At 36.1% G+C, this 14811-nt stretch carries 8 protein-coding genes and 1 pseudogene; 6 read left to right on the top strand and 3 right to left on the bottom strand.

Features of this window, described 5'->3' with window-relative positions:
* Nucleotides 1-340: 340 nt before the first annotated feature.
* Together ACIQVU_RS18090 and ACIQVU_RS18085 are read right to left on the bottom strand one after the other, a co-directional pair.
* Entirely contained in the window at nucleotides 341-1594 is a 1254-nt protein-coding gene (locus tag ACIQVU_RS18090) for an HlyD family secretion protein (RefSeq protein WP_402896605.1), read from the bottom strand.
* Entirely contained in the window at nucleotides 1594-2271 is a 678-nt protein-coding gene (locus tag ACIQVU_RS18085) for a hypothetical protein (RefSeq protein WP_340804347.1), read from the bottom strand. Before ACIQVU_RS18085 ends, ACIQVU_RS18090 begins: the two co-directional genes overlap by 1 nt.
* 318 nt (nucleotides 2272-2589) lie before the next feature.
* Here ACIQVU_RS18085 and ACIQVU_RS18080 point away from each other — a divergent pair, with 318 nt between their 5' ends.
* The 5 genes and pseudogenes from ACIQVU_RS18080 to ACIQVU_RS18060 all read left to right on the top strand — a co-directional run.
* Nucleotides 2590-6555, top strand: a complete 3966-nt coding sequence (locus ACIQVU_RS18080; RefSeq protein WP_402896602.1) for a cell wall-binding protein — start codon at nucleotides 2590-2592, stop codon at nucleotides 6553-6555.
* Nucleotides 6556-6712: 157 nt separating this feature from the next.
* Nucleotides 6713-7789 carry a CAP and S-layer homology domain-containing protein gene (locus ACIQVU_RS18075; protein WP_402896600.1) on the top strand — a complete coding sequence of 359 codons (1077 nt, stop codon included), beginning with the start codon at nucleotides 6713-6715 and terminating at the stop codon, nucleotides 7787-7789.
* 221 nt (nucleotides 7790-8010) lie between these two features.
* Entirely contained in the window at nucleotides 8011-8922 is a 912-nt protein-coding gene (locus ACIQVU_RS18070; protein WP_340804349.1) for a C40 family peptidase, read from the top strand.
* Between the two features lie 237 nt (nucleotides 8923-9159).
* Complete coding sequence (locus tag ACIQVU_RS18065) at nucleotides 9160-11076, top strand: N-acetylmuramoyl-L-alanine amidase (RefSeq protein WP_402896597.1); 1917 nt, start codon at nucleotides 9160-9162, stop codon at nucleotides 11074-11076.
* 846 nt (nucleotides 11077-11922) lie between these two features.
* A pseudogene (locus ACIQVU_RS18060) lies at nucleotides 11923-12225 on the top strand (transposase); the annotation flags it as partial.
* A gap of 82 nt (nucleotides 12226-12307) precedes the next feature.
* On the opposite strand, the gene ACIQVU_RS18055 reads toward ACIQVU_RS18060, so the two are convergent.
* On the bottom strand, nucleotides 12308-14263 hold the full coding sequence (locus ACIQVU_RS18055) for an S-layer homology domain-containing protein (RefSeq protein WP_402896596.1): 1956 nt from the start codon (nucleotides 14261-14263) through the stop codon (nucleotides 12308-12310).
* Nucleotides 14264-14525: 262 nt separating this feature from the next.
* Between ACIQVU_RS18055 and ACIQVU_RS18050 the strand changes: the two genes are divergently transcribed.
* Entirely contained in the window at nucleotides 14526-14657 is a 132-nt protein-coding gene (locus tag ACIQVU_RS18050) for a hypothetical protein (protein ID WP_402896595.1), read from the top strand.
* The last annotated feature ends 154 nt before the right edge of the window (nucleotides 14658-14811 follow it).

Here is a 14811-nt window from a genome sequence, read left to right as displayed (position 1 = left end):
AGAGATCAATACCTGCGGAGCAAAGAAATACCCGCGATCAAGGAGAGAATACCCGCGGAGCCAAAGCAAACACCCGCGAATCGAAGAGCGATACCCGCGGAGCAAAGAAATACCCCCCAAGCAAGGAGCAAACACTCGAAAATCCAAGCGTTCACTCCCTATTAAAAGTAGCACCTAAAAAGGAAGAGGCTAGGACATAACTCATTTTATTGAGAAAAATCAAAAAATGAATGTTATCTTTGTGATTTATTAAAGTATATGTGTTCTAATAACGCAAAAAAATGTTAGACCAAACTTGTAAATGGTCTAACATTTTTTCTTTTGTCCCAGCCTCTTGTATTTAGAAAACAATATATTTAACATACTGCTGCCATGTTAAATCTTTAAAGTGGCTCCATTGGATTTTCTCTACAGGCATTGTGCGGAACGTATAGGCAGCAATATTACGCGGCTCATTAGAAATCATTGGTGTTCCTTCCTCTAAAAAGTCCGTAAAAATTGCTGAGTTTGCCGTGTTGAATTCCACATTAATAGTCATTAAATGGATTTTTCCATCTGAATCAATTGTATAGAGCTTTTTCTTACCATTTTTCGTTGTTGTTACCCATGATTTATCGACTCGATAAGAATCAAAGGCTTCATTCACAATAATCGAAGCTTTCCCAGTTGTTGAAAATGGAATATCCTCTAATAAGTCATCCTGCTGTAATAGCACTTCATAATTAGTTGGCTGCGGCAAAGTGGCTGTTTTTGCAAGCTCTTGTGCCCATGCTGTGTCAGCATTTGTAGGAATCGCTTGTTTCTCGATAACAATGCCTGATAATGAATCCTTGACATGCTTCACCTTTAAATCAACCGTTTGACCCTCTTGTACCTTCTGCCATTCTTTTTCAGATAAATAGGCATACATCGCTTTTTCAGAAGAATAAATTTCAATTGTCAGTGTTCCTGCTTCTTCTTTAATGGCAGATACGACACCATCTATCGGGCTAATAAGTCCTTGACGCGCTTGGATTTCTACAATTTGTGCCTCGATAACCGTAATTTGACGATTTGTTTCCGCAATATGTCGATTTAACAAGGCAATTGCTGTCGATGGTGAATTTTGCTGAGCCAGCTCAAATTTTAGCGTAACAGACAAATTATCATCAATTTGGTCTGTATCAATAGAGCTTTTTGGATCAGCATCATTGTAATCATCCTCAATTAAATCAAGCGCATCCTCTAAATCACGTAATTCAGTTTCATAGGCAGCAAGCTCTGATTCAAGCTTTGTTAGCTCATCATTTATCTCATCCTCTTTATAGGTAGCAAGTAAATCGTTCATCATCACCTCTTGGCCACGCTTTACATTGACAGCTGAAAGGCTTGTTGCATCGGCAGAAACAGTGTACATTTCAGCTGGTGCAACAATGGCGTCCTTATTGACACGCTCTGTATGTGTGCCAATATGAGCCTTTTGAAATTCATCAATAAAATAAGAGCGTGCTACAACGCTATCATCCTTAAAGACAAAATAAGCATTTATACCGATGATGAGCATTCCCAACAAAATGGTGATGCTTGTCCATGGTCTTGCTTTGATAAATGCCATCATCCTAACCCCCTAGCAATCCATTCTTTAATTGGTAGCACACTAATCATGCCAACAAATAACGCCATAAATAGTTGCACACCAATAAGTTTAATGATTAAAAACTTTCTACTTGCCTCTTCCTCCCATTTTGATAGGAATAAATATTGTACAACAATAATAATAATCGTTGTGACAGTGATTTGATTAATTGTAAATAACACAAAATCTGTTTCCATCACTTGCAAGGCAAGAGGCGTCAATGAAAAGAAAGAAAACATTGTTGTATAACCGACTGCATAGAAAACAGCAAATAAAATCGCTTTTTCAATCAGTAAAAAGGCAACAACATAAAGCTGAACTTTTTTAACCCATGTATAAGGAATATCGGTTAATAGATGCAAAATATATGTAACACCGTAATAATGGAAGCAAAAATAGACAATCGCCCATAAAACAGCACCAAGCATTGACAGTAATCGTGCTACATAGTATTCATTTTGTAAATCTGTTGCGAATAAGGTCGTTAAATTTTCTGTGCCCATCCCCCAAAACTCACGAGCCGCGAATAATAGGACAAAAAAGATGAAAACTGTAAATACACGTTTTTTATATCCAGTAATCTCGCCTTCTTCGACGATGTTTGTAAAGTAAGTTGGATTTTTTAAGCTATGCCAAAACTTATAATGATAAAACATAAACAAGCGTCCTTTCCTCCAAAATAATCAATATCAAAATTGTAGTATACACTCTATAAAGAGATTATGACATATAAAGATTACTAGAATCCGTCAATATATGTCGAATTTAGATAATACTATTGTATAGTATAATTGAAATAACTTCCTGTTTTTCTTGCTACTAATTTTGAAAAATTACTTTTGATGCTCATAATTTTGTAAAAGTAATAGAATGGCTTGAAAATTTATTATTTATTCCGATACAAAAGTAATGATTCGAAATGAAAATGAACATAATCATTTTCCTATATATAGAAAGATGAAAGGGTGGTTCGATTGAATCGAAAACTAACGGCAGGCGTTATAACGAGTCTTTTACTAACAGCACCTACAGCTATAACAAATGCCCAGGAAAATGATATACAGCCTCGCACAGAACAGGTTGCTCCTATTGTTACAGTAGCAGCAGAAACAGCAAAAGAGCAAATTCTTGCTCGCTTTGGCAAGCTATCCGAAAGCTCAACAAATGATGAAATGGTACTGGCAAAAGAGGACTTAATTATTGTACAAAATTCAGGTGATTTTGCTGAGGAACAAGAATTAATTGAAGCGAAATATAACTATATAATGGAGCAACGCCGATTACTAGGTGAGCTAAAAACGATTGGAAACAGTATTAATGCTATCTCGCATTCTAGTAAAAGCTTTTTCACGGATGTCGAAAGTGCTGCAATAAAATATAGTGAATTTTTAGGGGATACAGCAACAGAAGATTCATATTTATATGTACAAAACCAATTCCAACAAGTTCTTGCTGCTGCATTGGCAGATGGCAAAGCGAACCTTGTTGCAACAATTCGAGGTACATCTCTACAGTATGGCTATGACGAAACTGCACGTAATGCCTATTTTAAAGGTAAAGGAGCAGATATTGACAAGCTAAAAAAATTACAAGCAGATGCAGAGAAAACACAACAGGCTGCAGATGAATTAACTGCATTTGTAACGCTGTTAGAAAACGGAGCTCCTATTGCAGATATTTCTACGGCAGTAAACAAGGTGGCAACTACTTATAATGCATTAACAGCAGATCAAAAGAAAGTGATTGCAGCATATAATCCAAGCAATGCTGCGGTAACACCTTATAAACAATATACAGAAACGCAAGCCAATATAGCTTCTGCCAATAAAGTTGTGACAAGCATTACGGAATTGAGCAATAAAAAGCCTGAAGATTTTAAAACAGCTTCAAACTTTATTAGTGCTGTAGCTGCGATTGAAAAAGCCTATAATGCGCTTGATGCAAATTTAAAAAATTGGGTGACCAATTATGCGGAGCTTGAGCCATATAAGCAAGCAGCGGATATTGCTAAGCGAATTTCAGCATTGCGTGTATCAAGTGATGCTACATATCGTACAGAAGTGAATGAGCTTGCAACACAATATGAGCAATTATCCGATAAAAAAAGCTTTGTCAAAAATGCAGCTGATTTAAATCAGGCTGTGGTCAATATAGCTGCTGCTGTATCGATTGAAACGCTTATTACAAATATTTCAACAGCTCCAAATAAAGTTGATGCTATTCAACAAGCACGTGCAGCCTATAATGCGCCACCCTCTGGCACTGCCAAAGATGTTAAAAAAATCGTTAATAATGCAGCAGAGCTTACAAAATGGGAAAAGGATTACAAAGCTTCCTTAAATGTCAATAAGCTAATTGCTAATTTAGACCCAGCATCCAAAACCTTCGAAAAGAAAACGATTGCTGCAAAGGCAGCCTATGATAAGCTAGCAGCGGAAGAGCAGCTATTCGTTCAGGAAGCAGCAAAGCTTACGTTATTTTTCAGCTATGCGAATGCCTTGAAGCAGTTAGGTGACTTAAATCCAACGGCAGCAAACTATACTACAAAGCTGGCAGAGGTGAAAACAAGTGTTGCTAGCTTAGATGCTACAGGTAGCGAGCATAAAGAAGCACTGGATGCAATCAAAGCACAGCTTGAGGCAGAGATAGCAGCTTTTGAAAATGAAGATGTGGCTGTTGCGGCAGTGATCGCTCAAATTGACGCATTAAGTGGCTCATCAAAGTTAGTGGAAGATATGCTAGCGGCACGTACAGCATATGACGCATTACCATCGTCAACTGCTAAAAAACGTGTAACAAATATAAAAATTTTAACAGACTTAGAGAAATCGCATAAAGCGGTTGTCAATGTTGTGTCACTATTTGAAAAGTTGGATACAAGTGCTAAAAACTATTTATCCAAAGCAAAATCAGCCTATACAGCCTACGATAAGCTTGCTGCAGCAGATCAAGCGTACGTCAAAAATTATAATGGCTTGAATGACGTTGTAAGAGTAACAGCTGTTGTAGTACAAATTAATGCCTTAAATCCATCGAAAAAAACATATAAAGATGATGTAAAGGCAGCAACAGATGCGTATACAATTTTAGATGTAGCACTTCAGGAGCAGGTTGTTAATTATACAGATTTAACAAAGGCACAAGGCTATATTGATACAGCGAAGGCTTTTGATGAACGTATTCTAGCGTTAGCCAATGAAAATCCTGATACATTTGTGACAACAGTGGCTACCTTATCTGCGGACTATAAGGCAATGGATAAAAATGCGAAAAAGTTAGTGGAGCAGGCAAAAACATTAGCGGCTTATGAAAAAGATAATAAGACGATTATAAAGGTGATTCAAATGATTGATGCCTTAGACCCGACAAGTAAGGATTATACAAAGAAGGTGCTTGCTGCACGCAAGGCTTATAATGGGCTTGATGAAGTAGCTCAAAAGCGTGTAACCAATTATGCAAACCTTACTGCTGTTGAAGATGTTGCTTCATTAATTGGTCTTATTTCTTCCTTAAAGCCAACAAGTAAAACATTTTTAGAGGATTTAAAAACAGCGCGTGAGCTATATGATGCATTGCCAGAAGCAAAGCAGCAGGCAATTATTAATTATGATGCACTTGTAGCGGCAGAAAATGAGCAAACAACGGCAGCGGGTGTTATTGCGTTAATTGAGCTGACTGAGGAGCAGGATGCGGATTATTTAACAAAGCTGATGAATGCGCGAGTAGCCTATGATCAACTATCATCAAATCAAAAGAAATTAGTGACAAATATTAAAGATTTAACAACACGCGAAAAAGCTGTGAAGCCCATTTTAAAGGTCATGGTACAAATTAATGAATTAGACCCTGAAGCGAAAAACTTTGTAAGTAAAGTAAATGCAGCACGTAAGGCTTACGATAAGCTAACAAAGGATCAGAAAAAATATATTGATAATATTGATGCGCTGCTAAAATATGAGCCTGTATCAAATGTGGTGGAATTGATTAGCAAGCTAAAATCATCAAGCAGCACATTCCTGCAAGATACATCACGTGCACGCTCCCTTTATGATGCACTTCCTGTGGATATGCAGCAGTATGTGACAAATTATTACTTATTAGAGGCAGCGGAGGCTAGCATTTTAGGTGCGGGTAATGTGATGCAAATGATTACAGATTTACCGTCTGTTGATCCAAAGCAATATGTAAAACGTGTACAAGAAATTCGTGCAGCCTATAATGCTTTACCAAAGGATCAGCAGCGAGCTGTCCAAAATTATAAAGTTTTACAGGAGCAGGAGAAGCTTGTAAAGCCTGTGATAAAAGTTGTTGAGGAGATTGATCGACTATTCACAGCGAAGGATATGAATAGCCAATATCAAAAGATTTTAAAAGCCTATGATAAGTTAAATGCCGATCAACGTCGTTATGTCTATAACGATCAGCTATTGCTATCATTAGACAATGTTATTAAAGTTTATAACAATATTGCCAAGCTAAATCCAAAGGATAAGTTTTACTTTGGTATGGTGGAAGCGGTACGTAAAGAATACGATAGCCTAAATTCAGTAGATAAACAGCGCATTTCTAATTACTCGATATTACTAGATGCAGAGAAAAGCATGGCTGATGTGAAGAAGGTTGTAGAGATGATTTCAGCACTTTCGCCAACCTCTGTCACATATATAGAGGATGTGGCAAATGCTGTTGCTGCCTATAAAGCATTGGACTCTAAAGTACGTGGGCAGGTTATTAATGAGGATGCGCTGAAGCAAGCTGAAAAAGATGTAGCGGCTGTACTAAAAGTTGTGCAAGCAATCGGCAATATTGATCCAGATAGTTCATCCTTTGAGAAAAAGGTGCTAGATGCTCAAAAGAAATATAGTGCCCTATCATTGGAACAGCAGGATTTAGTCTATAATTACCGCATTCTAGATGAATATTTAAAAATGATACAATAGTACGACAGAAAAGGAGTTTTCCCGACATAATTTACGGGAAAACTCCTTCTATAATAAGAAATAATGAAACTTTATCTGCTGGAAATTCGTATCTTATAGTGTAAATGGTAATATAACCACTACATTTTATACATAGTTTAAATTGAAGACAAGGGAGGTGGCTGTATTGAAAAGATTGATGTGTATAGTGCTGCTTGCAATTGTAACAGTGCTGGCGAGCCTTACAGGTGTTGGGCAAGTGGAAGCGGCATCATTCAAGGTGATAGATATTCCCAATTCGTATTGGGCAAATACGTCGATTCAGCATATGCTATCAAAGGAATATATGGCTACATATAGTGATCAAACATTTAAGCCTGAACAAGCGATTACAAGAGCAGAAGCTGCCGCAGCTATTGCACGCTCCATTCAGCCAAATATGGATACAGTGAAATCCACAAGCTTTAAGGATGTTCCTGCAACACATCCGTATTATAAAGAAATTTGCCAGCTTGAGAAGCTAGGTATTATTCAAAAAAGTGATGCCTTTCATCCAGAAGAGCCTTTAAAGCGCATGCAAGTAGTGAAGATGCTCGCATTAGCCTATAAGCTAAAAGTAGATAGTCAAAATCATAGCCAGTTTACAGATGTTCCTCGTACACATTGGGCAAAGGATTATATTGAATCTCTAGCAGATATAGGTATTATTGGTGGTGTTAACGCTAAACAATTTGCCCCTAACCAATTCGTGACACGTGCACAGTTTGCTGTATTTGTGGAGCGTAGCATTAACTTTCAGCAAAAAGTTACACGGCTGGAAGTAGCTTATGATTATTTAGCAAAAGATTATATTCCAACGATTAACCTTTCTACAGCATGGTCGAAAGAGGTTGTAGAATTAATTAATATGGAAAGACAGGAGCATAATTTAGCACCCGTTGTCTTTGATCCAGAGCTCACACAAATTGCTGTTATTAAAGCACAGGATATGGTGAAGCGCCATTATTTTGAGCATACTTCTCCTTATTATGGAGCACCATGGGATTTAGCGACATTATTTGATTATACGTATACAAGCTTTGGAGAAAATATTGCACGCAATTTCAAATCACCAGAGCTTACTGTTAAAGCATGGATGGCTTCTCCTTCACATCGAGATAATATTTTAAAAGAGCACTATACAAATACAGGTGTTGCTATTGCACAGGATAACAAAGGAAATTACTATTGGGTTCAAATGTTTGCTAGTCAATAAGTAGTAGTGTAACAAAGTATCTCTAATATTACAGAAATGTTACGAAAGCTCAAGATTACAATAAAAATAGTCTTTTTTGAACGCTGGAAATACCACCAAACGTTGGTATATCAGCGTTTTTTTACTTTCTAAAACCGTTACACAATTGAAAAATAATAATCTCCTCTTTTGTGATAGTCTATGTATAGGCAAAAAAGTTCTGAGAGGGGTATAACAAAAGTATGAAAAAGAAATGGTTACTACCGATTTTTGCATCATTTATGTTATTTTCAACAACTCATATCGATAATGCTGAAGCAGCGACAAAATCAGATGTCACTAGCACAGCTTCTAAATATTTAGGTATTCCTTATAAATACGGCGGTACAACAACAAGCGGTTTTGATTGCTCTGGCTTTACTTCTAAAGTATTTGCAGATCTAGGCATTAAATTAAACCGCACATCAGGCTCACAATATCAACAAGGTACTGCAGTAGCAAAAAGTGATCTTCAAGTTGGGGATTTACTATTTTTCAACACAAGTGGTCGTGGCATTTCACATGTAGCAATATACATAGGTGACGGAAAAATGATCCACTCTCAAACGAATCAAGGTGTAAGTTACTCAAACGTTAATGATCCATATTATTGGGGTTCTCGTTATGTAGGTGCTAAACGTGTTGCAACATTTGATGAGAAGCAACAAGCTGAGGTAAAACAAGCAGCAATTGACTTTTCTGTATATGCTTCTCGTGCAGAAGTAGCAGTACAAATTGCCAAAGCTTTAAACTTAGATACATCTGATACAAATACTGGCTTTGTAGATGTAAAACCAACAAATGCAAATGCAGGTGCTATTGCAGCTGTAGCAAAATTAGGTATCTTTGAAGGCGATGCAAATGGTAAATTTAATCCGTCTTCACCAATTACGCGTGCACAAATTGCTAAAGTATTGGTACTAGCATTTGGTCTTGAAAACCGTGGTGAAGCAAGAACATTTAGCGATGTTCCTCAAAATAGCTGGGCATATGAATATGTTTCAACTCTTGCAGCAAATGGTGTAACAACTGGTGATGGTGATGGTCAATTTGGTATGGATGAGTTACTTAAAATCGATCAATTAAAAACATTTATTAATAGAATTCAGCCATAAGTTGTTCATAAAATTTACATTTTCATGATGGAATAGATTGCAAGAAATGATCTTTAAATAACGTATAATGGAAGAAGGGTTTGCCATCGCAGACTCTTCTATTTTTATGATAATAGCACTGAAAAAAGGATGTGATTTGGAAAAAATATTTGTAACAGTTCTATTGTATGATGTTTTATTTAGTTAATTTTGTTAAAATGGACACGTTAAGAGAACAAGAAGGGAGGAAATAAGACATTGAACATCAAAAAAATTAGTCTTATCTTGTGCGTCTTATTCATTTCAGCTTCTATGTTTACATTACATAGTGCAAGTGTCAGCGCGAATACAAATATCAAGTTTGAAGATGTTTCTACCAATCATCAAGCCTATGAAGAAATCAATTATTTAGTAAATTTAGGTGTGATTCAAGGTTATTTTGTCAATGGTAAAAGAGTTTTTGGCCCAAATAATAATGTAACAAGAGGACAAGCAGCAAAAATGGTTGTTGTTGCCTCTGGAAACAAACCATTAGTTGTTAGTAAATCTAGCTTTTCAGACGTAACAGCAGGCACTGAAATGTCTGGTTACATAGAACGAGCTGTACAACTAGGGTTTTTCGACAAAAATACAAAAGGTCAATTCCTACCAAATAAAGCTTTAACTCGTGGTGAAATGAGTTATGTATTGTCGAAAGCATTTAATTTAGATACAAGCGAGTATGAAGGTGTTGATTCACCATTTATTGATGTAGGTATTACACATGAGTACGTAAAATATGTGAATACTATCTATTATAACGGTATTACAAATGGTACAGGCAATAAATATTTACCAAATGGTACAGTAACACGTGCACACTTTTCACTGTTTGTTGCTCGTGCAAAAAGTGAGAAATATCGTTTAGAGTTACCTGTAAAAGGGACATCTGTTCCTGATACATCACAGGTAATTGGTTTAATTAAAGTCACAACAGATGGCTTAAATATTCGTAAGTCAAAGGATTCTTCCTCAAGCACGAATATTGTAGGTCAAGTAAATAAAGGCGGTAAACTAGCTGTCTATGCCGTTGAAGGCAATTGGTTAAAAGTAACTTATAAAGGGGCATATGCTTATGTCTTTAAGCAATATGCAGAGTTTTTAGATGCAGATGGCAATGAGTTAGGAGCTGTTGCCAAAGAGGTTGTAACAAAAGGTGCTGTGAACTTGTATGTCAAACCAACTTCATCAGCAAAAATCATTACAACACTTAAAGCAAACGAAAAATTACCCGTTTATAAAACAGTTGGTGGCTACTATTTAACAAAAGTAAATGGTATGCCGGGCTATATTGTAGCGAACAGTACAACAGATGCAGCTGCAGAAGAAAAGCCAAATCCTAACCCAAATCCAACACCACCACCAGCAACTTCTGGTGATACACTTGGAAGAGTAACAGTTGCGAATCTAAATGTTCGTAGTCAAAGCAATGCAACATCTGCCGTATTATTCAAGTTGAATAAAGGAGCATATGTTCAAGTCCATAACGTTAACGGATATTGGGCACAAATCTCTTATAATGGTCAAACAGGCTACGTGCATAAGTCTTATCTAAAACTATTAAATCAATCAGGAAATCCTTTAAAAGGTCGTGTAATCATCTTGGACCCAGGTCATGGTGGTAAGGACCCAGGCGCAGTAGTAGGCTCTGTTTCTGAGAAAAGTATTACATTAAAAGTGGGTACACAAGTAAAGCAAATGCTAGAAAATGCTGGTGCAAAGGTTTATATGACACGTACTGGCGACACATACCCATCATTACAGGATCGTGTAGATTTTACACAAGCAAACTATGGTGAAATTTTTGTGAGTATCCATGTCAATGCCGCTTCTAGTACATCTGCATCTGGTACTGAAACATACTATGCAATCTCGACAGGAGATATGTATCAGGAGGACATTGATTTAGCAACTTTCGTTAATAATCAAATCGTCAATAACTTAAATATGAAAAATCGTGGTGTGAAGCAGCAACAATACTACGTTATCCGTAATATGGCTATCCCATCTATTTTAGTGGAGCTTGGTTTCTTAACGAATAGCCAAGATCGCAATAAAATGACAGATGATCAATACGTTAAAGTATTTGCCGAATCGATCTATAATGGGATTTTACAATACTATAAAAAACAATAAAGCTTTTACAAGAAACGGTTCCAATAATTTTTGGAATCGTTTCTTTATCTATTGGCAAAGTGCAAGGCTAATAGTTTAATAAGCCATTAACCTTTCTATGTTATATACCCACACTACACAGACATAAACAATCTATATATGCAGCCATCGCTGAAAGACAAAGAAAAAGCTCCATATACATCTGCTGTTGGTATCAAAATTATCTATACAGCTACTTAATGTGTAGAAAATAAAATTATCAAGCATATTGATGATGTAAAGCCTATGGAAAGCATTGAATGTAGAATGGAGCCATGGATACATCCCAGTTAAGTAAGTATTATTATAATCAATAGAGGATGTGTCTTTTTATGAATTCAAGCAAACTTGTAGTGGAGGCTCTATATCAAGTTGTAATTATACGTTTACTTGTATAAAGAAAATGTCTATGAACGACAGTGAGCATGGTTAAATAAGCAAAAATGTACACTAGGATATTGATATTTGTACCAAAGTAATTTGTCCTGAAAACCAGCTAGTTTTCGGGACAAGTAGAACTTTAAGCTTTTTATTAGCTCTTCTTTAGTAAATTAGGAAAAGATTTGGTCATATGTTTTATAAAATAGCTTATTTCGATTCTTACCATCTAACTGGCATAATTATGCAAAAAATAACTGTGCCATATTGTCTAGTCACCTTTTTGATTGGCGAGCTTTTTCATTTTTATAGCTTTCGAAGCTATAGGATGTATAACAATGCCTTCATGTTATTTTGAATGTGTTCGTTGTCAAAAATTAATTTCGATGAGGATAGTATTATATTGTTGACAGAATTTTTGATAAATGGATTTAGAAACATTAAATCCGTTTATCAACAGGTGCCAAGCCCATGATTCATAGTGATCGTGGATTTCAATATACATCAAAAGAGTTTAAACGAATCGTAGAGCAAGCTTAGGTGATGCAAAGTATATTTCGTGCAGGATGTTGTTGAGATAACACATCCATTGAAAATTTTTGGGGTACGCTCAATTCAGAAATGTACTATCTTATGTGAATTTCAGTCTTGCGAGGAGCTGAAGAAAGCAATTGAGGTGTATATTCATTTCTATAACCATCAGCGCTATCAAAAAAACTAAACGGCTTAAGCCCTATAGAATTCAGAGCTTAAGTCGTTTAGATCCGTTTTATTATTTAGTCTGTCTACTCGACAGGGAGCAGTTCAAATTTTCTCGATGCCTTTTACTTATATGTTATCGAACCGTATTGATAACTTTTATATAATCTAGACTAATATAGGCTGATTCTGTGTATGGTTTATCAGAGATAATTTGGCACCAACCATTTAAGCTGGCATCTGTTATAATAACAGGCATATTGCTTTTATTGAATGTATAAAGAGGGCTTTGGCTTGTTGATGCGTCAGGGCGCACATTAAGACCAGCCGTTGTTGTAATAGCAACTTTATATGGATTGCTAGCATCTTTAAAGCCTAATGCCTTTTCAGCGCGATAGTAGTGCCCTGCAATTTTAGCTCCCCAGAATGGGTCAGAGGCGTATTTCACATTAAAGCCCATCGCCTTAGAGCCAACGACTGCACCGTTTGTATAACGTCCACCAGGTGTAATATAGTTTGGCTGTAAGAACTTTTCAACAAGCTCATGAATATTTGCTTCCACACTATCAAACTTTTTATTTAATGGATTTGTATCATAAACGTATAGACCAAATAGATTATTTAAACTTTGAGCATGGTCACTCATACCATAAGCACTTTCATGTTGTGCAAGTGCCAAAATTAGCATTGCATTAATATGAGAGTTTACCTCCACTTCTTTTAACACAGAGCCTAAGCCAATTAATTTACTTTTCGTTGTGGCATTTTTATAAAGCGAAGCACCTGAGCTTTCAACCTCAGCTAATTTTTGCAAAATATATTGATCGAGCTCTTCAGCTGTATATTGTGTTTTCGCACGAGCAGGTAAAAATTGATAGTAGTTATAGGCTTCTCCTTTTGAAGAACCATTGGCATTTGTAAAGTTAATGCCATCCCAGCTGAAATATTTTTCACCTTGCTTCATAAAGCTAGGAGCCTTGCCATACACATAGCTAGCTGCATATTTATTTGATTTATAGTCATATAAAGTATGCTTAATCTCGCCATTCTCATTTGTATAGTAAGAGCGTCCTTTCATTAATCCAGAAGGAATTAACGAAACATCAGCCTGCTTTAAATAGCCGACATGGCCTGCTAAGCGTACTTTTACTTGTGTTGCATCACTGTCTAAGTATTCCATTTCAGTACTAGCAGCAACCGCCATTTGATCTTTAATGTTTTCAGAATATAATGCTACATAGTTATTTGTTACAACATGGCCTGAGGTCATTTTAATAATTTTATTATTATGTGTAATGACAAGTGAATGATTGGACATTGCTTTTTCGGCTGCTTCAAAGCTAGCAAAGGCTTGCTTCTCCACTAAATCACCATTTGAAATTTCCTTTACAATATACGTGGCAGTATTCCCATTATTGCTACCACTGTTATTGCCTGAGTTGCCATTGTTATTGTTGTTTTCAGGGGAGGTAGGGTTTTGACGAACACTATCAGCAAGGACAATTAAACGGAAAATAAACGTTGATGCCTCGCCAATTGTGGCATTATCTCTTGGTAAAAACATCCCATTTGAGCTACCTTTAATTAACCCTAGCTGAGCGCCAATTGCAATATCTTGACGGAAATCTTTAAAAATTGTGGCATTATCTTTAAACGTAATAGAAGAAGTGCCCTTTGGTATTTTTAAATAATCAACAGCTCGGATTAGCATAACAGCCATATGCTCTCTTGAAATATGTGCATTTGGCTTAAAGGAGCCATCTGTATAACCAGTAATAATTCCAGCCGTCGCAGCAAGTTTAATTTCGTCTGCAAATACGTATGTATCTGGAACATCTGTAAAGGTAATATTATTTTTTGTTGCTAAATTTAAAGCTTTTGCTATGTATGTGGCAAACTCACCGCGAGTTACTGTATCATTTGGTCGGTAGCTACCATTTTCATCTTTTAACAAAGCTTCTTTAGCAATTAAATAACGAAGACCGCTTTCATGCATATGTCCTGATAGCTCATCAGCATAGGCATTTTGGGGCTGCCAAATAACTATGCTGACAAACATCAAGAGTGATAGAAAAATTGATAGTTTTCTCATATTTTGACCCTCCTAAACTGATATTATTTTAACAAAGTTATAAAATCGGCATAAGGGTCAAAGGATATGAAAAAATATAAAAAGTACCAATTTGTTATAGGGAATAAGTATGGTTTTATCAAATGCAAGGGGAAATACATCAAAATAATTATGAGTTTCTTCTATTATATAGATATTTGTATACGTTATTAAAAAGTGAATCTCCTTTCGCTATTATTCGTATAACTAGTAAGCACTCTAAAATAGTAGGAGGGATGATACAATGTGGGTGATAGGTATTCCTTTTTTAATCATTGGCTTCGTAAATAAAGATTGGACATTTATTATTATTGGGATTGCATTATCAACTGCTTTTTATGCGGGGAAGGCTAGAGGGAAAACTAAAAATAAATAGATCAAGTGACAGAAAGGACTGTTTGAAAAGATAATAACTTTTCAAACAGTCCCTTTTTTAATTAAAGCATTTCTGAAGTTGTTTTTGCTTGCATGTGTAATTGTAGGTAGTCTGGGCCACCTGCTTTAGAGTCTGTGCCTGACATATTGAAGCC

Origin of the sequence: Lysinibacillus sp. NPDC098008 (genome assembly GCF_044760715.1) — a bacterium.
GTDB lineage: Bacteria > Bacillota > Bacilli > Bacillales_A > Planococcaceae > Lysinibacillus.
This window is presented reverse-complemented; position numbering and strand designations above follow the sequence as displayed.

What these genes read in the sequence shown, in the direction of transcription:
- ACIQVU_RS18085 (WP_340804347.1), bottom strand. Translation starts at nt 2,271, where the DNA reads ATGTTTTATCATTATAAGTTTTGGCATAGCTTAAAAAATCCAACTTAC.
- ACIQVU_RS18090 (WP_402896605.1), bottom strand. Translation starts at nt 1,594, where the DNA reads ATGGCATTTATCAAAGCAAGACCATGGACAAGCATCACCATTTTGTTG.
- ACIQVU_RS18050 (WP_402896595.1), top strand. Translation starts at nt 14,526, where the DNA reads ATGTGGGTGATAGGTATTCCTTTTTTAATCATTGGCTTCGTAAATAAA.
- ACIQVU_RS18055 (WP_402896596.1), bottom strand. Translation starts at nt 14,263, where the DNA reads ATGAGAAAACTATCAATTTTTCTATCACTCTTGATGTTTGTCAGCATA.
- ACIQVU_RS18070 (WP_340804349.1), top strand. Translation starts at nt 8,011, where the DNA reads ATGAAAAAGAAATGGTTACTACCGATTTTTGCATCATTTATGTTATTT.